At 41.2% G+C, this 22,888-nt stretch carries 22 protein-coding genes; 3 read left to right on the plus strand and 19 right to left on the minus strand.

The genetic code is table 11. The features are described from left to right. Entirely contained in the window at positions 1 to 1,077 is a 1,077-nt protein-coding gene (locus DWZ93_RS04015) for a carbamoyl phosphate synthase small subunit (RefSeq protein ID WP_118452036.1), read from the minus strand. Between the two features lie 205 nt (positions 1,078 to 1,282). Between DWZ93_RS04015 and DWZ93_RS04020 the strand changes: the two genes are divergently transcribed. Then, complete coding sequence (locus DWZ93_RS04020) at positions 1,283 to 2,563, plus strand: peptidoglycan-binding protein (RefSeq protein WP_118452037.1); 1,281 nt, start codon at positions 1,283 to 1,285, stop codon at positions 2,561 to 2,563. A 67-nt stretch (positions 2,564 to 2,630) separates the two neighbouring features. On the opposite strand, the gene DWZ93_RS04025 is transcribed toward DWZ93_RS04020, so the two are convergent. The 14 genes from DWZ93_RS04025 to DWZ93_RS04090 form a co-directional block, all read right to left on the minus strand. Next, a complete protein-coding gene (locus DWZ93_RS04025) occupies positions 2,631 to 3,155 on the minus strand; it encodes a nuclear transport factor 2 family protein (RefSeq protein ID WP_118383467.1) in 525 nt (174 codons plus the stop codon). 291 nt (positions 3,156 to 3,446) lie between these two features. Beyond that, positions 3,447 to 4,478 carry an RIP metalloprotease RseP gene (gene rseP / locus DWZ93_RS04030; protein WP_118452038.1) on the minus strand — a complete coding sequence of 344 codons (1,032 nt, stop codon included), beginning with the start codon at positions 4,476 to 4,478 and terminating at the stop codon, positions 3,447 to 3,449. Between the two features lie 55 nt (positions 4,479 to 4,533). Then, positions 4,534 to 5,334, minus strand: a complete 801-nt coding sequence (locus tag DWZ93_RS04035) for a phosphatidate cytidylyltransferase (RefSeq protein ID WP_118452039.1) — start codon at positions 5,332 to 5,334, stop codon at positions 4,534 to 4,536. Continuing rightward, positions 5,327 to 6,043, minus strand: coding sequence for an isoprenyl transferase (locus DWZ93_RS04040; RefSeq protein ID WP_118384181.1), 717 nt, complete (start codon positions 6,041 to 6,043; stop codon positions 5,327 to 5,329). Before DWZ93_RS04040 ends, DWZ93_RS04035 begins: the two co-directional genes overlap by 8 nt. 73 nt (positions 6,044 to 6,116) lie before the next feature. Beyond that, on the minus strand, positions 6,117 to 6,668 hold the full coding sequence (frr, locus tag DWZ93_RS04045) for a ribosome recycling factor (RefSeq protein WP_118384182.1): 552 nt from the start codon (positions 6,666 to 6,668) through the stop codon (positions 6,117 to 6,119). A 19-nt stretch (positions 6,669 to 6,687) separates the two neighbouring features. After that, complete coding sequence (gene pyrH, locus DWZ93_RS04050; protein ID WP_118384183.1) at positions 6,688 to 7,383, minus strand: UMP kinase; 696 nt, start codon at positions 7,381 to 7,383, stop codon at positions 6,688 to 6,690. An 88-nt stretch (positions 7,384 to 7,471) separates the two neighbouring features. Beyond that, complete coding sequence (locus DWZ93_RS04055) at positions 7,472 to 7,957, minus strand: cytidylate kinase-like family protein (protein WP_118384184.1); 486 nt, start codon at positions 7,955 to 7,957, stop codon at positions 7,472 to 7,474. Between the two features lie 72 nt (positions 7,958 to 8,029). After that, a complete protein-coding gene (locus DWZ93_RS04060; protein ID WP_118452040.1) occupies positions 8,030 to 8,968 on the minus strand; it encodes a tRNA dihydrouridine synthase in 939 nt (312 codons plus the stop codon). Between the two features lie 115 nt (positions 8,969 to 9,083). Further along, positions 9,084 to 10,595, minus strand: coding sequence for a CoA-transferase (locus DWZ93_RS04065; protein WP_118452041.1), 1,512 nt, complete (start codon positions 10,593 to 10,595; stop codon positions 9,084 to 9,086). A gap of 75 nt (positions 10,596 to 10,670) precedes the next feature. Further along, positions 10,671 to 11,567: an ABC transporter permease gene (locus tag DWZ93_RS04070; protein WP_118384189.1), complete on the minus strand. Its 897-nt coding sequence runs from the start codon at positions 11,565 to 11,567 to the stop codon at positions 10,671 to 10,673. Then, the gene (locus tag DWZ93_RS04075) at positions 11,564 to 12,478 is read right to left on the minus strand and encodes an ABC transporter ATP-binding protein (RefSeq protein ID WP_118452042.1); all 915 of its coding nucleotides are present in this window, start codon (positions 12,476 to 12,478) and stop codon (positions 11,564 to 11,566) included. The genes DWZ93_RS04070 and DWZ93_RS04075 overlap by 4 nt, the downstream gene beginning before the upstream one ends. 207 nt (positions 12,479 to 12,685) lie before the next feature. After that, the gene (locus tag DWZ93_RS04080; RefSeq protein ID WP_118452043.1) at positions 12,686 to 14,230 is read right to left on the minus strand and encodes an ATP-binding protein; all 1,545 of its coding nucleotides are present in this window, start codon (positions 14,228 to 14,230) and stop codon (positions 12,686 to 12,688) included. 83 nt (positions 14,231 to 14,313) lie between these two features. After that, positions 14,314 to 14,883, minus strand: coding sequence for a hypothetical protein (locus tag DWZ93_RS04085; RefSeq protein WP_118452044.1), 570 nt, complete (start codon positions 14,881 to 14,883; stop codon positions 14,314 to 14,316). Between the two features lie 55 nt (positions 14,884 to 14,938). After that, positions 14,939 to 16,771: a hybrid sensor histidine kinase/response regulator gene (locus DWZ93_RS04090; RefSeq protein ID WP_243061102.1), complete on the minus strand. Its 1,833-nt coding sequence runs from the start codon at positions 16,769 to 16,771 to the stop codon at positions 14,939 to 14,941. A 147-nt stretch (positions 16,772 to 16,918) separates the two neighbouring features. Between DWZ93_RS04090 and DWZ93_RS04095 the strand changes: the two genes are divergently transcribed. Together DWZ93_RS04095 and DWZ93_RS04100 are read left to right on the plus strand one after the other, a co-directional pair. Beyond that, the gene (locus DWZ93_RS04095) at positions 16,919 to 17,287 is read left to right on the plus strand and encodes a BlaI/MecI/CopY family transcriptional regulator (RefSeq protein WP_005330465.1); all 369 of its coding nucleotides are present in this window, start codon (positions 16,919 to 16,921) and stop codon (positions 17,285 to 17,287) included. A 21-nt stretch (positions 17,288 to 17,308) separates the two neighbouring features. Further along, positions 17,309 to 19,108, plus strand: coding sequence for a BlaR1 family beta-lactam sensor/signal transducer (locus DWZ93_RS04100; protein ID WP_118452045.1), 1,800 nt, complete (start codon positions 17,309 to 17,311; stop codon positions 19,106 to 19,108). 64 nt (positions 19,109 to 19,172) lie between these two features. Here DWZ93_RS04100 and DWZ93_RS04105 read toward each other — a convergent pair whose 3' ends face one another. From DWZ93_RS04105 to DWZ93_RS15195, 4 genes are all read right to left on the minus strand, one after another. Then, positions 19,173 to 20,405, minus strand: coding sequence for a DUF6070 family protein (locus tag DWZ93_RS04105; protein WP_118452046.1), 1,233 nt, complete (start codon positions 20,403 to 20,405; stop codon positions 19,173 to 19,175). A gap of 8 nt (positions 20,406 to 20,413) precedes the next feature. Beyond that, complete coding sequence (locus DWZ93_RS04110; protein ID WP_243061083.1) at positions 20,414 to 21,664, minus strand: DUF6070 family protein; 1,251 nt, start codon at positions 21,662 to 21,664, stop codon at positions 20,414 to 20,416. Positions 21,665 to 21,849: 185 nt separating this feature from the next. Beyond that, complete coding sequence (locus DWZ93_RS04115; protein ID WP_021740685.1) at positions 21,850 to 22,689, minus strand: hypothetical protein; 840 nt, start codon at positions 22,687 to 22,689, stop codon at positions 21,850 to 21,852. A gap of 55 nt (positions 22,690 to 22,744) precedes the next feature. After that, the coding region (locus tag DWZ93_RS15195; protein ID WP_256442598.1) for a DUF6070 family protein at positions 22,745 to 22,888 on the minus strand (144 nt) is incomplete at its 5' end.

Consider the following 22,888-nt stretch of genomic DNA (forward strand, 5'->3'; position numbering starts at 1 on the left):
TTACTTCTCCTCCCTGTTGTTCATCATGTCAATAAAGCGGTCAAACAGATATCCGGAATCCTGTGGTCCAGGGCAAGCCTCCGGATGGAACTGTACAGTAAAAATATTCTTACCAATGTATGCAAGTCCTTCATTGGTTCCATCGTTAACATTTACAAATGCTTCTTTCGCCACATCCGCATCTACAGTTGATGCATCTACCGCATATCCATGGTTCTGTGAAGAAATGTATACACGGTTATTACTCAGGTCTTTTACCGGATGATTGCCTCCTCTGTGACCATATTTTAACTTGTATGTTTTAGCGCCATGAGCAAGGGCCATCAGCTGATGTCCCAGACAAATAGCAAATATTGGAATGTCTGTTTCGGACAATTTCTTGATCTCTTTGATAATTGATACGTTGGTCTCCGGATCCCCAGGGCCATTGGATAACATGATGCCGTCCGGATGACTTTCGATAATCTCTTCCGCAGATGTATGTGCCGGATAAATTGTCACTTCACAGCCTCTGCTATTTAAAGATCTGGCAATATTATTCTTAGCACCAAAGTCCATCAACGCAACCTTCGGTCCATCGCCAGGAAGAACTTCTTTTTCTAAGCATGTAGTCACAGTAACTACATCTCCCACTCTATACTCTTTCAGCTTCGGAACAATCTCATCTACGTTATAATTCTCATTCGTAGTGATCATACCGTTCATAGTTCCTTTTTCACGGAGTATCTTTGTCAATGCTCTTGTATCAATTCCTGCAATACCCGGAATATCCTGCTCCTTCAGGAAATCCTGAATCGTGCCTTCCGAGCGGAAGTTACTAGGTATTCTTGACAGCTCCCTTACAATATAACCATCCGGCCATGCCTTTTTTGACTCCATGTCTGGTGTAATGCCGTAATTGCCGATCAATGGGTATGTCATTACCACGGCCTGTCCTGCATAAGAAGGATCTGTCAGCACCTCCAGATACCCCGTCATCGAAGTATTGAAAACAATCTCGCTGATTACATCCTTTGTCGAACCTATGCTGGTTCCGGTAAAAACTGTCCCATCTTCCAAGATAAGAAATGCTTTCATATGTCCACCTGTCCCCTTCCAATTTTGTCTTGTAAACTATAAATGTCCAAATTGTCGTAATTATACAACAAGTTTTAACATTTTTCAACCCTTAGATTGTGCATAATCAAATGCATGCATGAAACGATAGCTTTTTTCATTATTCACATACGCTTCTTATACACATATATTATTGTAACAGAATTTGCGAGGTTATACAATTATCATGGCTCAAGTTATCAGTTCTCCTGACCACCCAGATATCGGTCGTCTGCAGATCAGCCTTACCTCTTCTATCACCGCTTATCCTATCGCAGACGCATCTATAAGCATCTCCTATACCGGAGTTCCAGAAAGCACGCTGGAACAACTCACGACCAACTCGTCCGGACAGACCGAAACCATCGATCTCCCGGCTCCGCCTGTCGAATATAGTACGAATCCCGAAAATGAAGTACAGCCCTATTCCGAATATACATTTCAAGTTACCGCAGAAGGCTATGAGCCAGTCACCATTGCCGGTGCAGAGATTCTGGCAGACGTAACTGCCCTGCAGAATATCGCTCTGAATCCTGTCACCGCACCTGCCTCTGAAGACGCCTCTCAGGAAGAGATCTTCGTTATTCCGGCACATACCCTTTACGGCAATTATCCTGCAAAAATCCCAGAAGCTGAGATCAAGCCCATTCCTGAAAGTGGCGAAATCGTACTCAGCCGTGTGGTTGTTCCGGAATACATTGTCGTTCACGACGGCAGTCCAAGGGACAGTACCGCAAAGAATTACTATGTCCGCTACAAAGACTATATTAAAAATGTAGCCTCCAGCGAGATTTACGCCACTTGGCCGGAGAATACCATCCGTGCAAATGTGCTTGCGATCATGTCCTTTACACTGAACCGCGTGTACACGGAATTCTATCGCAATCAGGGATATGACTTTACAATCACATCTTCTACAGCCTTCGACCACAAATGGATCCCGGAGCGCAACATCTTCGACACCATCTCTGTCATTGTAGACGAACTATTTGCCGACTATCTGTCCCGTCCGAATGTCCGCCAGCCAATCCTCACCCAGTACTGCGACGGCCGACAGGTACAGTGCACCAGCAACGGCTGGATGACGCAGTGGGGTTCCAAGTCCCTTGGCGATCAAGGCTACACACCGATTGAAATCCTGCGCTACTATTACGGCGATAACATGTACATCAACACTGCTGAAGCCATTTCCGGCATTCCATCCTCATGGCCCGGCTATGACCTTGAAATCGGTTCTTCCGGCAATAAAGTCCGCCAGATGCAGGAGCAGTTAAATGTGATCGCCGGTGCTTATCCGGCAATTCCAAAAATCAACGCAGACGGCATCTATGGTCCTGCTACAGCCGAAGCCGTTCGCGTATTCCAGTCCATATTTGGGCTTCCGCAAACCGGTGTGACCGATTACTCCACCTGGTATAAAATTTCAGAAATCTATGTCGGCGTATCGCGGATCGCAGAATTATCCTAAAAAGCAAAAGGCTCTGGGAATATTTGCCCGGAGCCCTGTTAAATCATACGTTCTTTTACTATATATATTACTCAAAATCTGCAAAGAATTTGTAAGATGGATCTTTCTTATTATTACGTTCTGTATTGTAATTCTCCAGATCCTGGCCAGGAACAACAATCATCGTATTATCTCCGGCAACTACTCTTTCTACAATCAACCATTTACCATCTCTGCATTCCCATTTATCAATATCACGACATCTTGCTTCTACGGTAAATGTAGATTTCTTACCATTTTTCTGCTTCTTCGGGAATTTGCAGGCAGCGTACATATAAGTCTCACTTGCTGCCTTATTGCCATCTACCTTAATCAAAATATTCGTCATCATATGATGGGTAGATATCATGTGGCGATGCTGGTTCAGCATGTTATCAATAAACTGTCTTCCGGTTCCCTTCGGGAATGTTGGTCCATAGTTCACCTTACTGTCTTCAGCAAACACACTGTAACCCAATTCATTGTCGATTCGATCCAGAGCACGGCAATATGTATAGATCTGATCGCGAATTGCCTCTTTTGCCAATAATGTTTCGATGTCTTTGTTCTCCATGTCTTTTGTCTCCTTTTTTATTATTTATTACAGAACTTAAATCATATGAGTATAGTATAGCACTTTGTTATTTTTTTAGTAGCTATTATCAGTTTTTTGGTAGACACTTTCTAAAGTTTTATTAACATTTTCAGTTTTTAAATATTTTGCGCACACAAGTTTAAGCTCAATCTGCAAATTTAATTCCCATATTCGCCTATATCACTTTAGCTAGGACTTCGACTCATCACGATACAAAAAAGATGTATCCACAGCATGTTCTTCAGACATGCCACAGATACATCCACCTTATCACATGATTAATTTTCGAATATCGTTAAACATTACAACTACCATAAGTGCCATCAACAGTGCGAATCCTATCAGATGCACATAGCCTTCTTTCTCAGGCGGTATCTTCTTTCTGCGGATTGCCTCTACAAATAGAAATACCAGGCGGCCTCCATCCAGTGCCGGAATCGGAAGCAGATTCATTACACCCAAGTTCGCCGACAGCAAAATTGCAATGTTCAGCATACTGGCGATCACAGTCAACACGCCATACTGAGACGATGCCTGATACGTTTCATCCACCACACCGACGATTCCGACAGGGCCTGACATCTGATCTATGCCCACCTGTCTCATAATTAACATCTTCAGACTGGATACTGTAGTACAGATCCAGTATTTCACCTCATACATACCATACTGAAGCGACTTGAAAAATCCTGCTTTTTCATTCGCTCCTCTCGAAATTCCCAGACGGTAATACTGATTCTCTTCATCATATTTTGGCGTCAATGTAACCGTATACTTCTCTCCATTGTGCTCATAGGTAACGTCAACCGTCTCCCCCTGATGGAACTGATTATAGGTCGAAATCTCGCGAAAGATATTGATCTTCTTATTCCCGATCCTGACAATCCTGTCTCCAGGCTGGATTCCTGCTTCCGCAGCCGGATAGCCATTCTCCACCTGTTCTGCTACCGGCTGGTCATAACCTACCATAGCGATCAGAATCACTGACAAGATAAATGCCAGAATAAAATTAAACACCGGACCTCCCGCAATCACTGCGATTCTCGCCCACACAGATTTGCTGTGGAAATTGCCTTCCGAACCGGTTGCCTCGTCATCCTCACCCATCATACAGGCACCGCCGATCGGCAGCAGTCTCAGGCAGTATCTCGTTCCTTTATATTCTTTTGAGAACAAAAGTGGTCCCATGCCTAGTGCAAACTCTTCCACCTCTATACCATTTGCTTTTGCAATCAGAAAATGTCCCATCTCGTGAAAGATCACGATAAAGCTGAACAATAATATTGCTATGATAATCCCCAATTTATGCCTCCCTGAATTGTAAGTATAACCTCATATCCTTATCGTGCTGTATCTGTTATTTGATCAGCCACAACGTCAGATAGTAGATAATCGGTGCGGTAAAGATCACACTGTCAAAACGGTCTAAGATACCGCCATGACCAGGAATCAGCTTACCGTAATCCTTAATCTCATGATTTCTCTTAATCGCAGATGCTGACAAATCGCCAATCTGAGAAATCGCACCGCCGACGCCACAGATCACTGCACAGAGTACCGGACTTACATCTGCACTTGCGAAATGATTCATACATGCCGCAAAAATCGCACCGAGAAGTGCTGCACCTACGACTCCGCCAACTCCGCCTTCAACAGATTTCTTCGGACTGAGGATCGGTGCCATCTTATGCTTGCCAATCAGCATACCAACACAGTATGCACAGGTATCGCATCCCCAGGAACTTAAGAATATCAGCCATACCATGACCATTCCGTCCGGCAGGCATCTGGTCTGATATACAAATGACAGCATTACTGCTACATAGATCACACCAAAAAACACCGTCATAACCTGCTCAGCCACAAACTTAGGATATGCAAATACATACACTGCCATCGCAAGCATCAATACCAGGATGATAAGCGGCATTATATATTCCATTTTATTCTGATACATTAAGATATAATACCCGATCGCGCCCAAATATCCTACTACACCAAGTGCCTGATTCTGCACCTTAACAGTTCTGTATAATTCCATCAGACCGATCAGGCTGGCTGCCAGAAGCACAGTATACAGCACAGGACCTCCCATGCCGACCGTGAGGATCAGTACTGCAACCAGTACAATTCCGCTTAACAGTCTTGTCTTAAACATTTTGCTCCTCCTTCACACCACCAAAGCGTCTGTCCCGCTTATTATACTGCTCGATCGCTTTAATAAGTTCTTCTTTCGTAAATGCCGGCCAATGCACATCGGTAAAATAAAACTCCGTATATGCAAGTTGCCACAGCAGGAAATTTGAAAGTCTCTGTTCCCCGCTGGTACGGATCAGAAGATCCGGATCCGGAATCCCATGGGTATCCAGATAGCGTTCGATCACGGCTTCCGTAATCTCTGCCGGATCCTGCTTGTTATCTACACAATCCTGCGCAAGTCTGCGGATACCTCGCACGAGCTCATCCCTGCTTCCATAATTGATTGCGATCTGGAAATTCAGTCCACCATTATTCTTTGTTGCCTCTTCCAGCTCCAGAATACGGCTTCTGATATCTTCATCCAGTCTGGTAATATCTCCGATCACACGGACTTTCATATCATTTTTCGAAGCCGTTGTAAGGCATGTCTTCATATAACGACGCAACAGATTCATCAGTGCATCTACTTCATCCTGCGGACGATTCCAGTTCTCTGTGGAAAATGCATACACGGTCAGATACTTAATTCCCAATCTCCACGCCTCTTCACAGATTCTCTCCACATTCTTACTTCCCTGTGCATGCCCATAATTACGCGGCATGCCTTTGGACTTTGCCCACCGGCCATTTCCATCCAGAATTATTGCCACATGCTGTGGTACATTCATATCTTATCCTCCTGACTCATTGCAATGCAAAGGGAGACGAGACACACGCCCCGCCCCCGATATTGCGATGTTCCTAAACTGTCATTACCTCTTTGGACTTCTCATCAACAGCTTTATCTACTTCTTTGATGTATTTATCTGTAACCTTCTGAAGTTCTGTCTCCAGATCCTTGATCTCATCCTCTGATACATCACTGCCCTTCAGTTTCTTGAATGCATCATTACCATCGCGTCGGATATTTCTGACAGCAACTTTTGCCTGCTCGCCTTTTTTCTTAACGTCCTTCACCAGTTCTTTTCTTCGATCCTCAGTAAGTTCCGGGAATACCAGACGTACAACCTGTCCATCATTGGTAGGGTTGATGCCGATATCTGACATGTTGATCGCTTTTTCAATCTCTTTGATCATGCTCTTCTCCCATGGCTGGATCACGATCATACGAGCCTCCGGAACAGAAATGTTACCAACCTGCTGAATCGGTGTAGGTGTTCCATAATAATCTACTGTCAGCTTGTTCAAGATATTAGGATTGGCACGTCCTGCACGGATTGTCATCAGTTCTGACTCCAGACTTGCCAGTGTCTTTTTCATCTTACTTTCGTATACGCTTACCTGTTCACTCATTCTAAAATCCTCCTCAATACTATACGGTTACTTTCGTACCGTTAAACTTACCTGATACGGTATTGACAATACTGTTCTCTTCATTCAGACCAAATACAAGCATCGGCATCTTATTCTCCAGACAGAGGATCGATGCTGTCAGGTCTATCGCCGCCAGTTTCTGATCAATAATGTCCTGAATAGAAAGCTCATCATACTTCTTCGCCTCCGGGTTCACCTTCGGATCACTGTCATAGATACCGTCAATCGCCTTGGCAAGCAGCATCGTATCTGCTTCGATCTCGATGGCACGAAGAACAGCTCCTGTATCCGTTGAGAAATACGGATGACCTGTACCACCTGCGAAAAAGATTACCTTACCTTCATCCAATGCTTTCAGAGCACTGTCCTTCGAAAACAGTGTAGTAAATGCGCCACATACAAAAGGTGTAAACACCTCAGTCTTCATACCTACATGACGAAAAATATCAGATACATAGATACAGTTCATTACTGTTGCCAGCATACCGATCTGATCTGCCTTGGTACGGTCGATTGTCTCACTGGTACGTCCTCTCCAGAAGTTACCGCCTCCTGTAACGATCGCCACCTGCATACCGTCGTCCACAAGCTGCTTTACCTGTTTGGCAACGCCGATACAGGTTGCTTCATCAAATCCTGTTTTCTTATCCCCTGCAAGGGCCTCTCCACTTAATTTTAATAACACTCTTTTCATAAGTCTGCTCCTTGTTCTTCATTTGTCTGCAAAGCACTGCATACTTAATAGTAAGTATAGCACAGATCTGTGCAGATTAGCAATTTATCTATATAATTTCTTTCTGTTCAAAATACCGGATCAGTGCATCTGCACAGCGGTCTACTCCAATATCGGAAGTATTAAGGATCATATGGTAGTTATTCACATCTCCCCATGCTTTGCCTGTATGTTCATAATAATACTCAGAACGCTCTGCATCCGTTGTATCCAGCTTCTTCGCAGCCTCTTCTTCGGATATATTCTCCTTCTTCATAATCCGCGCGATACGATCCTTACGGTCTGCACACACATATATATTAAATACATTCTTCTGATCCTTCAGAATCTCAGAAGCACATCTTCCCAGTATAATGCACGGCTTCATAGCCAGTTCCTTAATAACTGCTGCCTCTGAATCATAGGAATTACTGCACATTTTTTCTTCCACATGTGTCTTATCATACACAGGAATCCCAAGTTGCTCAGACAACTCTCCTGCTATCTGGCTTGCACCGGTTCCGTATCTTCTGCTTATTGTAATTACAAGTTTCATAAGCCTGTCCTCCTTTGTAATGTCCAAAACACAAGCCCATTATAACATATCCTTTTCAAAATGGAATAGAAATTATGACACAAAGTCCTGCTCCGCAAATAACGCATTGACTGCTGATTCGTACACCGGAAGCCGCTCTGCCTTACGGATCTTCTTCGCATATTTTGCAGAATCAGTAAAATGCTGTGCCAGATAATACCATAATTCTTTCATCTTAAAGAGCACCACGCGGTCGCCCGGCATATGCTCTCTGTAAGCCTCATACATCCGGTCATGATATTCCCGGATCTGCTCTTTGGACGGCGCAGCTTTCCCTTTCAGCATTCCTGCCAGTCCGGGATTCACAAGCAATCCTCTTCCAATCATGACTTTATCCGTATCCGGATATGCCTTCATAAATGTCTTATAAGACGTCACATCTGTAATATCTCCGTTATAGCAAAGTGGTGCTTTTCCATGCTCCACAGCGTATGTATACCACTCCATATTCGGATGATTCCGATAATAATCTTTCTGTGTACGCGGATGCACAATCAGTTCCTTTAACGGATATTTGTTGTAGATTTCCAACAGTCTCTCAAATTCTTCCCCATCTTCTACTCCGATCCTTGTCTTCAGTGAAATCTCACATTCTGTTCTGGCAAATACCTCTTCCAGAAAATGATCCAGTTCCTCCGGTTTTGCCAAAAATCCCGAACCACGATACTTAGTCACAACAGTCTTAGACGGACAGCCAAGATTCAGATTCAATTCCGTATATCCATATTCCCGTAGTGTCCGTTCTACCGCCAGAAAGCAGTCTGCCTGATTCGTCAGTATCTGTGGAATCACATACATTCCTTTATTATGATCCGGCAAAATGTCATTCTTCTCTTTGGTACTAAGCTTCCCCTTCTGATTGGCCGCAATAAACGGTGTCATATATTTATCAATATCCGGAAATACTGCCCGACTCACATTTCGATGCAGATATCCGGTAATTCCTTCCATTGGTGCATAATATAATTCCATTTTCTCTCCTGTTATCCCAGCTGCAGTTTTGTCTGACACGACTTACTGCCAAAAAACGCAGGAGCATTTTCCTGCGTTTTATCTTGATTTTATCTTAACACTTATTTTCGTTTTCTTAAATCTCCACATCAAACGGAAGTAAATCCAAAATATCTTTCTGCTGATCCACACCCGGATATACTTCGATCAGTTTCAGTCCCTTCGGTGTCAAACGGAACACACAACGCTCTGTCACATACAGAACTTTCTGACCGTTCTCGATCGCACGTTTGGCTGAGAAGCTGACGCTGTTCACTTTATCTACAAACTTCGGAACAGAGCCTTCCTTCTCGATCGTTACAACGCCTTTCTTCTGTGCCACTTCCAGTCCTTTGGCATTGAATGTCATGCAGAACACAACCGTCGGTGTCTTAGCCGTAATATTAGCAAATCCTCCAATTCCGGCAAATGCTCCCGGTCCTCTGTGAGCATTAACATTCCCCTGCTTATCTACTTCCAACGCACCCATAAAGCAGATGTCCAGACCACCATTATCATACAGGTCAAACTGGTTCGCCATATCATATACGGATGCTGCACCGATCATCGCTCCAAAAGCTTCTCCTGACACCGGGAATCCTCCGATACCGCCTGACTCAACAGTCAGTGTGATCATATCCAGAATTCCATTTTTTCTCGCATATCTGGATACCATCTCCGGCAGACCAATTCCGATATTTACAATGTCGTCTACCCGAAGTTCCTTAGCTGCTCTTCTGCCAATAATATTGCCAGCTACACTGTTCTTAGAATGCTTCGAAGATACCGTATCAATCTTTTCATTCCAAGTATTCCACTCTTCATATGGAATCTCGAAGCTTCCGGTCAATGCCGTATATGCTTCGTTACGCTTCTCCGGTTCTGCTACTACGATCGCATCTACCAGACACCCCGGAATGATCGCATTACGCGGACGAGACGGCGTATCCACCAGACGGTCTACCTGCACAATAACCTTACCGCGGTTCGCTTTAACGGCCTGACAAATAGACAGTGCGTCTCCTGACATAAACATATCATCGAATGTAATATTTCCCTTGCGGTCTGCTGCTGTACCCTTGATCAATGCTACTGTGATCTTCGGCAGTTTATAATAAAGGAATTCATCTCCATCCACCTCTACATGCTTCACCAGAGAATCATCGATCGAGATGCGGTTGATTCCTGGACCTCCTTTTCTAGGATCCACAAAGATATCCAGTCCGACTTTAGACAATGCTCCAGGAAGTCCGCCTGCCTGCGCACGGATTGCATGAGAAATGCATCCAAGAGGCAGATTATATGCTTCAAAGCGATCTTCTAATACTAATTTCTTAGTACTCATCATGGCGCCAAAATGCCCACAGATCAGACGATCCACAGCACCTTCGCGAATATATCTCTCTGCATTATGATCCTCGTCCCAGACGCCAAATCCGGCACTGGATATTATCGTCAAATGGGTCGGTGACTGCATTCTCTCGTATCTGCGGTAAATCGCCTCATGCAATTCAACCGGGTTCTCGATGCCAACAAATGAATTCACGCAGATGCAGTCCCCATCTCGGATCAGGCGGATTGCCTCATCCGAACTCATAATTTCATACATAAATCTTTCTCCTGTTCCATATTCTGATTACGTCGTATCTTTTTTATTTTAACTGATTCATGTATGTAAGTCCAGTTATTTCTTACGTTCTGCAAGTGTTGTAACTGCAAGATAGACCATTCCAAGTAGCACAATACTTCCAATTAACACTGCGATCATTTCAGATGTGCTCACCACGTGCCCGCGAAAGACCGGATTACAATCCAGTGTACCTGCAATTGCTGTCACTGCATCATCCGGAAACTTCTGATCTTTCATTTCTTCAAATACACCCCGGAGCATATGATTCTTCAGCAAAGAGGTACCATAGGTTCCCGGGAGATATGACAGAAATTTCTGCAGACCACTGCTAAAATTAGACATAGGCATATAGGCACCGCAGACAAATCCATATCCTGCACTCACGATCGTTCCGACAGCTGACAGCTGTCCCTGCGTCTTCAGCGGATAACAGATGATACTGGACAGCACTGCGCCAAATAATACTAACAGAATCACATCCAGAATGATCCAGGCAATATCTGTTCCATTCAGGTACCATCCCATATGCTTCACATAGATCAGACACATCACTACTGCCAGAAAATTAACCATAAGCGAGTTCAACACCGTTGAGAAGAAATATCCGATATAAAGTGTCGGTCTGTGCACCGGTGATACATCAAAATCTTTTCTAGCACCACTTGCTTTATCCTGTATCATCGTCAGATTCACGCAGAAAGTCACAGTCACACAGCTGACTGCAAGCAGTGCCGCTGCAAGCTGTCCAGCTACCGTACCGTTCACCAGCTTTTCTGATACATTCATCACCCCTGGCAGAGCTGATTGCAAGGAATCCTTATATACATTCTGCAGAAATGTCGCATATAACACAATCAGAATGATTGGTGTGATCAGAGACGAAATCAGCATTCCTTTATCCCGGAAAAATAATTGACGGTTACGCTTAATCAATGCAAATACTGTTCTCATTTCTCATCACCTCCCAACGACTTACCTGTGACCGTCAAAAAGACATCGTCCATGCCTCCTTTTACCACTTCAAAATCACGGAATCTATCTTTATTCGCTGCGATCAGTTCCGCCGCCTCTGCCGTTGAAGCAACCGTAAGCTGATAACCGTCCCGGATCTCTTTATATTTCTTGCCCAGCAGCTTCACTTCATCTTCCGTCACTCCATACAGTAAAATGTAATCTTCCACATATTTTTCTTTCAGTTCGTGAGGCGTTCCCTCCGCCACAATACTTCCACTGTCCAGGATTACTACATAATCCGCCGTTGCAGCTTCCTCCATATAGTGAGTTGTAAGGAATACTGTCATCTGTTCCTTCTTACGCAGTTCTTCGATCACGCTCCAGATTATTTTCCTGGTCTGCGGATCAAGTCCTGTCGTCGGTTCATCCAGAATCAGAATTTCCGGTCTGTGAAGCAAGGCTCTTGCTATATCAATTCTTCTCCTCTGTCCGCCGGATAGCTTTCCAACCGGCCGGATCAGATAATCATCAAACTTCAGTAACTCAATCAATTCTTTCAATCGATCATCAAATGCTTCCCCGGTAATACCGTATAATGCTGCCCTGCTTCTCAGATTTTCCTTCACAGTCAACGGTTTGTCCAATACACTATCCTGGAACACAAGCCCAAGCAGATACCGTTTATCCAGTCCTGCTTTCGTGCTGTCTGCACCGTGGATCTGCACCTCGCCGCTATCCTTGCCAAGTTGTCCGCAGAGGATGGATATCGTCGTACTCTTGCCTGCTCCATTTACTCCAAGGAATGCAAACAATTCCCCGCGCTTCACCCGGAAGCTTAAGTCTTTCACTGCATGTACATTGCCAAAAGATTTATTCAGCTCTCTTACTTCAATTACATTCTTATTCATAACGCTCTCCAATCATCTCATTCCCAGTTACAATTCTATTGTAGCAGATATTATTAAAAAGAAATGTTAAATCTTTTTTTTGCTGTCACATATGCAATTCTTGTGGATTCTTTAATTCCAATACTTCCTGAATTTTCACAGCCTGCTTCTTCTAAGGAATAAAAAAACAGAACATATAACAACTTTATATGTTCTGTCTTTTTATTCCTACAAATCTTCATGCAATTTTACATCGCTATTATCTGCCATGCATTGTTTTAAGGCAATGATTATTTTTTCCGCATCCAGTGGCTTTGCAAGATGAACATTCATTCCAGCCAGCCGGCTGTTGATAATGTCTTCTGCAAAGGCATTTGCGGACATTGCAATGATTGGAACCCTCCTGGCATCCCTTCTTTTCATTTCTCTGATTGTCCTTGCAGCATCCAGACCATTCATCCTCGGCATCATAATATCCATATAAATTACCCCAAAATAATCCGGTGCAGATTTCTCGAAAATTTCAACTGCTTCCTGCCCGTCTACTGCACATGTAACTTCCATACCGTTGTCTTCCAGTATACATCTGAAGATTTCCATGTTCAACTCATTGTCTTCCACAACCAATGCCCGTATGCCTTCTACCGAATAATCATCAAGGCTTACTGGTTTATCTGATAAATTACTGTTTTTATCCTGTGTGCCAATTTTGAACGGAATTTTTACAATAACTGTTGTCCCGACACCTGCTTTGCTCTTCAGTTCAATACTTCCATCCATTCTGTCCACGAGTTGCTTCGTAATTGCAAGCCCCAGTCCGGTGCCTTCATACCTGGATCTGCTTGTCTCGCTTTCCTGAGAGAACATATCAAAAGCATGTGCAATAAAATCTTCACTCATACCCACACCCTGGTCTTTACAGTAGAAAGTGAAATTTGCTCTGTCATCATCCAGAGTTTCTTCCTTAACCCCGACCGTGAGCACACTACCCACCTGACTGAATTTTATGGCATTGTCCATAATATTCGACAGAATCCTTCCAAGATATATCGGGTTTCCAACCAGAGCGCTGTGACTGTATGTACCATTTTTCCAGTCAATCTCATACCGGATGCCTTTCTTGGCAGCCCGCTCATCATAAATCTGGTTCAATTCCCGCAGTACCTCTGTCAGATCAAAGGTTAGCTGCTGGTCCTTCAAATCTCCGCTCTGTAGTTTATTCATATCCAACACATCATTTACCAGAGATACCAGATATTTCAGGGTTTCCATTGCCTTTTCTCTGATCTTCTGTTGCATCTGTGGATCATCTGCGTACTGATTTCCCATATTTACCATACCGATAATACCATTCAGTGGTGTACGGATATCATGACTCATAGTTGCCAGAAACCTTGTTTTCATTTCGGCTTCCCGCTTTGCTGCTTCCGCTGCAAAGTTAAGATTCTCTTCACGTCTCTTGGAATCGCTGATACTACGAACCGTACATAAAACATGGGTTACATTTCCAGACTCATCCCTTTTTTTTACAGTAAAAAGCATCCTGTGCCAGCTGCCATCACACATACGGTATTCTGTAGAAATGCATTCTTCCGTCTTCAATCTTGCTGAAAGTGTAGAGACATCCAGAAATGGACAGATCAGCGAGCGGTATTCCGATGCAACCATTGTATCACAAAGCTGATACAGTTTCTCCGATGCACAGCCTCTGTTTCCTGTCAGTTTGTGTATTTCACTGTCATTTGATATCTCTTCAAAAAAATCTTTCTGCACATCAATCCTGTAGATAGAACAGTAACTCTTAGCAATTGCTGAGATTATTTCATTACTCAGCCGTGCTTCATCCAGTGCCTGCTTTAACTGATTCTGGATGGTGGTTTCTTTTCCATGATATCATCAATATGCCGAAAACCCACCAGTGCGAAAAAATGTTTCTCATCCTCGTATATTTTGACTGCCTGTGCCTCAAAAAATTCATGCTGGTTCGGATTCGGTTTGCTTCTGTAATGATATGTAATGCGCTCCTTCCGGGAAAGCTGTTCCTTTAGATGCCCTGTCGAAATCCAGTCCTTAAATTCCTGTCTTTCTTTCTCATACAGATATTGAACCGCATATTGGTCAGCAGAAGAATTGAAATTATCACCCTGTTTCAGATTCATTTTTTTTGCGTTGGTTCCATCGTTTATATGGAGAATTTCAAAGGAACCGGTATTTAATTCAACATAATAGACAGCCGTAAAATCTGCACATATCTTGTCCAAAAGCCGTCTTTCCGCCATCTGTTCTTCCAGCGTACGTTTCAGTTTTCTGTTCCTCATATGTACCATCACAGTCAGGATAAGAAGCAGAACGATCAGCACGGTTATAAAAACCAAAACAGTCACAGACTGCGGTTGCTTCGGAAATATATATTTAGTTTCTGTCATAACAAAACCCTCTCTATGTTTCCTAGCTGCTTTTCCCATGCATCCAGGAAGGCAATTACAGCCAGTTTTCCAGAACATCATTCAGCTTATTCATATCCAGCGGTTTCGCGATATGTCCATTCATGCCTGTATTTTTGGCCAGCTGTACATCTTCTGCAAAAGCATTGGCAGTCATGGCAACAATAGGCAGTTTTCCCTTTTCGCCCGGAAGGCTCCTAATTGCTGCAGTTGCCTCATAACCATTCATGACAGGCATTTGGATATCCATAAAAACAAGATCATACAATCCTTCCGGAGAAGCTTCCACTTTTTCAACTGCGATTTTTCCATTTTCTGCTGTTTCCACTTCTGCCCCTGTCATCTGCAAAATTTCAACACCAATTTCTCTGTTCAACTCATTATCCTCAGCCAGCAGAATCCTTTTTCCTGTGTAGTCTGATTCTGACAACTTCTCCAGATAATTTCTTGCTGTTTTTTCTTTTCTGCCTGAAGTAAACTGCCGCAGTGTTGCCGTCAGCCGGGAACGGAACAGCGGTTTTGCAATAAAAGCATCTACACCTGCAGCCTTTGCTTCTTCTTCAATTTCGCTGAATTCATAGGATGTCAATACAATGATGGTGATCTCTTTTCCTATCCGTTTCCGGATCTGTCTGGCAGTCTCTATGCCATCCATATCTGGCATCTTCCAGTCTAAAATAACAGCAAAGTAATCATCTTTCAACTCATGCCGTGCATAACAGCGCTCAACCGCTTCCCTGCCAGAGAGAACCCATTCACCCATAATACCGATTTCCTTCAGTGTGGCAACTGTACTTTCACAGCATGTCTTATCATCATCCACTACCAGAACCGGCAGATTCATCAGATTTTCATCCTGTTCTTTTTCTTTTTCCTGCAGTTCCAGATAAATTGTTATCGTAATTCTGGTTCCCTTGTGTAAGGTACTGTCCACTTTAATATTACCATTCATCAGGTTCACAATATTTCTGCTGATTGCCATTCCAAGACCGGTTCCCTGAACTCTGGTTGTCCGGTGGTCATCTGCACGGCTGAAAGGATCAAACATGATTTTCTGGAATTCCGGTGACATACCGATTCCATTATCCTCAATCGTAAATTCATAGCATCCAAGTTCTGAAAATCCATTGGGTTTTTCCTCTATCGAAAAAGTAATATTTCCACCATCCGGTGTATACTTGATCGCATTACTCATCAGATTCACAAATACCTGCTGAATCCTCAAGCTGTCACCACAGACAGCCTCATGTTCAATATGATTGATGTGTATATCAAAATTATGTTTATGTTCATCAAGCACCGGTTTCGTAAGTGTAATAAGATTATCTACCAGCTCTGACAGATTGAAATCTTCCTGTGCCAGTGTCATTTTTCCACTTTCAATACGTGCCATATCCAATACTTCATTGATCAGCCCCAGCAGATGGCGGCTTGATTCTGTGATCTTGCCGAGGCATTCAATGACTCTGTCCTGGCTCTCAACATTTGCTCCTGCGATTGCCGTCAGACCCACAATCGCATTCATTGGTGTCCGGATATCATGGGACATATTGGAAAGGAATTCTGTTTTCGCACGATTTGCATTTTCTGCGGACCGGTAAGCCTCTTTCAGTGCCTGACGGGATTCAATCTCTGCTTTCTTCTCCTGTGTCACATCCATGGATGCCAGCAATACCTTTTCCAGCTTTCCATTCTTCCATTCCAAGGGAATATAAGAAGCGATTTTATAAGTCTTTTCATCCAGGCTGCAATACTCAAACTTATAAATATCATTTTCACTTTTCAGTTTTTTCCGAATATTATCCGGGGCTATCAGGATATCGATAGCTTCCAATGGTTCCAGTGTCTTATATTTTTCAAGAACCTGCATCTGAAAATCATGATAAAATCCCAGAGGTTTATATATCATCTGTCCATTCAGATTGTAGAATTCATATCTGTCATTTTCCGTTGACAGAATAACCTTTTAAGATATATAATATTTTTATTACATTTGTAAGATTTGGAGGAATATCACATGAGCAATCTGCCTCAAATTTCAGAAGCCGAATTTGAAGTTATGAAAATCGTTTGGAAATATGCACCAATCAGCACCAATGAAATTACTGAAAAATTAACACAAATTTCCCGTTGGAGTCCTAAAACAATTCAGACATTGATTAAACGTCTCGTTTCTAAAAAAGCACTAACCTACGAAAAACAAAGCCGGGTTTTTGTCTATACTCCATTGGTCAAAGAAGACGAATATATTCGGCAGGAAAGTAATTCTTTTTTAAAACGATATTATAATGGTAATATCACTTCTATGCTTGCCTCTTACATTGAGGATGATAAATTGTCTGAAGAAGACATTGCCAGCTTACGGAATCTTCTTTCCAATCATTAACCATGGGAGGAGGAGCATATTTTGATATATTTTAGTTTTCGATTTTTACTGTGTAATGCCATCATTTGTATTTTTTTAGGTAGTTTACTGGGATTAAAAAATTTATTGCAAAGGCAATTATCCGCACGTATGCAATATAATCTTTCGATTATATTTCTTGCCGTTCTAATTGTTCCCTTTTTACCAATAAGCTCTGCCCCATCTTCTATATCGTGGAGCCATTTGCTGACAGCCAGTTCAAGTACCAATGGTGACATTCAAACCACTTTTCTTTCTGGTAATGGTTATAATTTGGATAAAATAAATGATTTTGCTGTCTCTGTCAGCACCCAAATACCAACTTTTATTCACACATTACTTGTATTTTTCTGGAGTATCGGTATATTCATAATGTTTTTTCTTCTCTACCGCTCAGTAAAACAAGTAAAAGCCTTACATAGTTCTGCTTTACCTCTTCAAAATGAAGAACTAAACGCTCTTTATATAGAATGTTTAAACGAAGTGAACAGCAAGCATACCATTCCGATTTATAGTACAGCATTTTTGAAATCTCCTGTTTTGGCTGGTTTCCTGCATCCTCGCATTTATCTTCCAATTCATTTGATTTCAGATTTTAACGCTGGAACTATAAGCGCAACTGATATTCGCTATATGCTTCTTCATGAACTGCAGCACTACAAGCATAAAGATATTCTAATTGGATATTTGATAAATACAGTAAATGTTTTCTACTGGTTCAATCCCCTAATCTGGTATTTTCTAAAAAGAATACGACAGGAACGGGAACTTGCCTGCGACAGTGCTGTATTACAATTATTGAAAGAAACAGAATACAAGTCATATGGAAATACACTGATTAACTTTGCCGAAACAATAGCTCTGTCTCCATTCCCTCTTACTATGGGAATTAGTGGAAATATAAAACAGTTAAAAGGACGCATTTTAAATATTGCATCATTCCACCAACCTACTTTTAAACAAAAAATTCGTGGATATCTTATATGCATATTCGTCTCTACTATCATCATTGGATGCATTCCCATACTTTCTGTTTATGCTTCTGATCAGACTGGGTATCATTTTGACACAACCGAAAAGAATATTACTCAGCTAAATCTTTCTTCCAATTTTGGGGACTACACTGGAAGTTTTGTTTTATATGATCAGTCTGCTGATAAATGGAATATTTATAATATGGAGCATGCTTCCACACGTGTATCACCGAATTCGACTTATAAAATATATGATGCATTACTTGGCTTGGAATCTGGAATTATTACACCAGAACATTCCACTTTCACATGGAATGGAGAACCATATCCTTTTAATTCATGGGAAGCCGATCAAGATTTAACCTCGGCTATACATAATTCCGTAAACTGGTATTTTCAGGCAATTGATTCACAGGCAGGTTTTGAAGCCGTAAGAACATTTTTACAGACAATAAACTATGGGAATCAGAATACTGGAACAAATCTAAATCTCTATTGGACAGATTTCTCTCTGAAGATATCACCCATAGAACAGGTGGAATTGTTACAGGATTTCTATCAAAATAATTTTCATTTTGACAGTAAAAATATCCAGGCAGTAAAAAAAGCCCTGCTGCTTTCCACTACTTCTTCCGGTTCTCTTTACGGGAAAACAGGAACTGGGCGTGTCAATGGTAAAGATGTCAATGGCTGGTTTATCGGATACATTGAAACAGCGAATAATACTTACTACTTCGCAACAAATATTCAATCCTCTTCTGGTGCAACTGGAAGTCAGGCTACCGAAATAACAGAATCTGTACTTTCTAATCTTGGTATTTGGAAATAAATAAAGAGAACTGATAGCATAATTTCCCGTTATCAGTTCTCTTTATTTCATTCTTCTCTACTGATCAATTCTGCAAATTACCTAACCGGTACTGATACCTCGGTATATTATCAATACCATTATCTAAAATCCTGTTTCCAACATACTGAATCGTTCCATCATCCTGAATTTTCATCGTAAGTTCGTGTGTAATAACAACATCATTACATACAACAGAATCACATACTGCATGAATTGTCAAAACAATGGTTCCATCTTCATTGTGCCTGACTTCTGTTACTTCCGGTAAAGACAAGCCAAAATGTGTTGGTGAATAATTACCACATCCCAATCGTTCCCAGATAAACATATTACTTTGTTCATCGTAGACCGCCCATTCTTTCAATTCTTCTTTTGTAACAGGAAGATATGTCATAATTACATTTTCGAACTCTTCTGCTGGAATTCCCACAACCTCTTTTTCTGCAGTAAATTTTTCTCCATATTTCATTTGATAAAAATATTCATAAAGTCCATTATAATCCAACCCCTGCATATCCTCCGCATTCCAGTTTGAACATAACAGATTGTTTCCCTGATAGCCGAACGTACTCACATATTTTTTTGAATATTCCCGACACTCCTCACTCAAAGGCTTTACCCGGATAATACAACTTCCATCTACAATCTCTGTCACTTCCGGTGGTTCAGGTACGCATAATTCATAACAGAAATTCCCATTTTCAGTATATGCCCATTCTTTTATTTTTGATAGCGATATGTATGTAAGTACAGGCTCTGTATCCTCACTCCAGATCATTTTTGCGGACATCACACTCATTTCTTTTCCATCATAACTATATTCTTTTCTGGTAATTCCACCATCTGTATCTGCTTCATATAAAATTACACTTCCTTTTTCTTCTTGTTCTGCAGATTTTAAAAATTGTTCCATCTTCTGATAATTATCCATAACAGAATAATGATCGGAACCAATGACCGGATTCCCATTTTGTTTGATAATTTCTTTCATCCGATTCATCATTTGCTCAGCAGTGTTCTGATCTGCTTCTTGTATTCCATTATATTCAGAATAAATATCTCGGATAATGCCCATAATTTCTTCACAATCGTTCACAGCTTCCTTTTTCTTGTCTTCATCGATTGGTAGATTATATCCCTTATCCGGATTTTCCATGGTAGTGTTTTTCTGATTCTTCTCATTTTTTACATCTGTGCTGTTTAACGATATCTTACTTTCACAGGAAGTCAGAATCATTCCTATACAAAGTACTAACAAAATACTTTTTCTTTTCATATTGCCCCCTAATTATTACTGTAATTCTCTTCCCACTCTTCTTCTGTTAACCTTGGCATATACCACCCTGCATTTGCATTTTGATCTGACTTGATTACCTTATTTGATAAATACTGGAAACTTCCGTCTTCCATAGGTTTTATCATCAATTCACTGGTGATTGACTGATCTAACATTCTGATTTCCCATACTGCTTCTATCGTAAGTTTTAATGTTCCATCTTGTAATTTTTCATATGAGATAACTTCCGGATATGGCTCATATGGGAATTCACAATCATATAACCCTCGCGGTCTGTATCTAAAAGTTCTATTATCAGAGTTATAAAAAGTTCCTTTTTCAATCTCGCTATTACTAAATGGTAAATAGGTCTTTATAACCTCTTCAAACTCATCTTTTGGAACTTCATATTCTGCTCCACCATAATTTGCTTCATATGGAACTTGCTTTCCATATTTCATATAATACATTTTTTCATAAAGATCATAAAAATCAAGTTCCGTATAATTCTGGTTATCCCAATTTGTAATCAACAGATTATTAAGTGCATACCCCAACGGCATAACATATTTTCGATTCAATTCTCGGCATGTTTTATCTAATGGCTGCACTCTGAATCCAGTTTCACCCGGTGCTCCATCAAATCCCGGTGGGTGATATTCCTCCAGAAACAAGTATCCTTTTTCTGTATATTTCCACTCATATGCTTCATATTCATCATAATAATTAGCCTGTGGGCTATTATCCTTCCATTTAACCTGACATAATCGAACATTTATCTTTCCATTCATTGACTCTAAATGATATTGTATAATTTCCCCTTCATCAAATACAACAACAATATCTACTGCTGCCTGTTCTTCTTTCTCTGCTGCTTTGCAAAAATCTTCTACTTTTTCACGATTGACCATATCAATCTGATTATCACAATCTACTGCCGCATATCCTTTTTCTTCCAGACAATTGATAATTTTTCTTTTCACCTTTAATGTATTTAACTCCGACTTCTCCTTCATATAAACAAACCGAAAAGTTTGTGCTGTTTTTTTTACTTCTGCATTCATTTCAGATTCTACGGTTTCTTTCTTTTCTTCTTTTTCCGTAATTCGATTTTGTCCGCACCCTGTAAAAACAATAAGAACTATCAATATCATCGCAAATATCTTACATATGTAATAATTTCCCATAAAAATTTTTTTATTCTTCAAAATACTCATCCAATACTGTTGCATCTTTTTTAACAACATAACCACTTCCACCGATTCCTTTCTTCTAATTTTTTTGTTCCTTAAATCTTACACTTGTAATATTTAAAAACCAAGTCTATTTTCAGGAATTGTATACTCCAGATTCACCATCTTTATGTGCGATATATCCTATTTTATTACCATCCTCTATATCTTCTCCATTTTTGTTACCCTGTCATTTTAAAGAACATCCTTACTTACACTGTTACATATTTTTCCGCTTCTTCTTTGCACTTCAACGTATTTCCATGCCCAATTACATATTCCATACATTCTTTTCCCTGCTCTTCTTTTCCGATTCGGTAGTAACATACTCCCAGCAGGAATCTGCGTGTAACCTCATAATAAGGCAGCTTTTCCGTATCATTTTCCAGTAATCTTACTGCTGCCTCATCTTCACCTTTCAGCATCAAATTTTTTGCCATAAACAGTGGATTCTTTTGAAATACTTTCCCTGCTTTTTCTAATGTAGCCGAATAACCTGCCGCATCTTTCTCCTGATATTTCTTCGACAGTTCGAGATTCGTCATGACCTGCTGCCAGGAACGTCCCTCTCTTTTTCCTTCCCATTCATTCTTTATATACTCTTCTGCCTTCTGCAACTGCCCATTTATGATCAGTGCAACTACATATTTAGACTCAGCTATCAGCATGACACTTTTTTGAAATCCATGATAATCCAAGCTCTTTCCGTACTTTACCAACTCTTCCAGCATTTCTGAATATTTTTCTGCATCACATTGCTGTGACAGAATCCGGTCAATTTTTGAAAAATCTCTGAGAATGTCCCTGATTAAAATGAATATACCTGCAATCAGATCAACCACCACGCAAATCCACAGAAGCCAGGGATCTGTCGTGACCCAGCCCGGCTGCTTCACATCGAAAAAGAGTACTGTCTCCTGATGCGGGAACGGATTTCCTTTGAAAATACTCACCACACAAATCAATGCTGCATAAATCAACAGCACATTCCGTATCATCCTGATGCGTCCATTTTTCTGCTTTTCATAAATCTTTTTTATCTGCTCTTCCATTTTCTCTACCTCGCTGTCACACTATTTTTGTACCTACAACATAATTATACATAAATTAATATTGTAGCGAATCTCTGTTCGGTTGTACAATATCTACTGCTGCCTGTTCTTCTTTCTCCGCTGTTTTGCAAAAATCTTCCACTTTTTCACGATTGACCATATCAATCTGATTATCACAATCTACTGCCGCATATCCTTT

Source organism: Dorea sp. AF36-15AT (assembly GCF_003477705.1).
Lineage (GTDB): Bacteria > Bacillota > Clostridia > Lachnospirales > Lachnospiraceae > Claveliimonas > Claveliimonas ammoniilytica.

What these genes read in the sequence shown, in the direction of transcription:
- DWZ93_RS04015 (WP_118452036.1), bottom strand. Translation starts at nt 1,077, where the DNA reads ATGAAAGCATTTCTTATCTTGGAAGATGGGACAGTTTTTACCGGAACC.
- DWZ93_RS04020 (WP_118452037.1), top strand. Translation starts at nt 1,283, where the DNA reads ATGGCTCAAGTTATCAGTTCTCCTGACCACCCAGATATCGGTCGTCTG.
- DWZ93_RS04025 (WP_118383467.1), bottom strand. Translation starts at nt 3,155, where the DNA reads ATGGAGAACAAAGACATCGAAACATTATTGGCAAAAGAGGCAATTCGC.
- DWZ93_RS04035 (WP_118452039.1), bottom strand. Translation starts at nt 5,334, where the DNA reads ATGTTTAAGACAAGACTGTTAAGCGGAATTGTACTGGTTGCAGTACTG.
- DWZ93_RS04040 (WP_118384181.1), bottom strand. Translation starts at nt 6,043, where the DNA reads ATGAATGTACCACAGCATGTGGCAATAATTCTGGATGGAAATGGCCGG.
- frr (WP_118384182.1), bottom strand. Translation starts at nt 6,668, where the DNA reads ATGAGTGAACAGGTAAGCGTATACGAAAGTAAGATGAAAAAGACACTG.
- pyrH (WP_118384183.1), bottom strand. Translation starts at nt 7,383, where the DNA reads ATGAAAAGAGTGTTATTAAAATTAAGTGGAGAGGCCCTTGCAGGGGAT.
- DWZ93_RS04055 (WP_118384184.1), bottom strand. Translation starts at nt 7,957, where the DNA reads ATGAAACTTGTAATTACAATAAGCAGAAGATACGGAACCGGTGCAAGC.
- DWZ93_RS04060 (WP_118452040.1), bottom strand. Translation starts at nt 8,968, where the DNA reads ATGGAATTATATTATGCACCAATGGAAGGAATTACCGGATATCTGCAT.
- DWZ93_RS04065 (WP_118452041.1), bottom strand. Translation starts at nt 10,595, where the DNA reads ATGTATGAAATTATGAGTTCGGATGAGGCAATCCGCCTGATCCGAGAT.
- DWZ93_RS04070 (WP_118384189.1), bottom strand. Translation starts at nt 11,567, where the DNA reads ATGAGAACAGTATTTGCATTGATTAAGCGTAACCGTCAATTATTTTTC.
- DWZ93_RS04075 (WP_118452042.1), bottom strand. Translation starts at nt 12,478, where the DNA reads ATGAATAAGAATGTAATTGAAGTAAGAGAGCTGAATAAATCTTTTGGC.
- DWZ93_RS04085 (WP_118452044.1), bottom strand. Translation starts at nt 14,883, where the DNA reads ATGACAGAAACTAAATATATATTTCCGAAGCAACCGCAGTCTGTGACT.
- DWZ93_RS04090 (WP_243061102.1), bottom strand. Translation starts at nt 16,771, where the DNA reads ATGCAGGTTCTTGAAAAATATAAGACACTGGAACCATTGGAAGCTATC.
- DWZ93_RS04095 (WP_005330465.1), top strand. Translation starts at nt 16,919, where the DNA reads ATGAGCAATCTGCCTCAAATTTCAGAAGCCGAATTTGAAGTTATGAAA.
- DWZ93_RS04105 (WP_118452046.1), bottom strand. Translation starts at nt 20,405, where the DNA reads ATGAAAAGAAAAAGTATTTTGTTAGTACTTTGTATAGGAATGATTCTG.
- DWZ93_RS04115 (WP_021740685.1), bottom strand. Translation starts at nt 22,689, where the DNA reads ATGGAAGAGCAGATAAAAAAGATTTATGAAAAGCAGAAAAATGGACGC.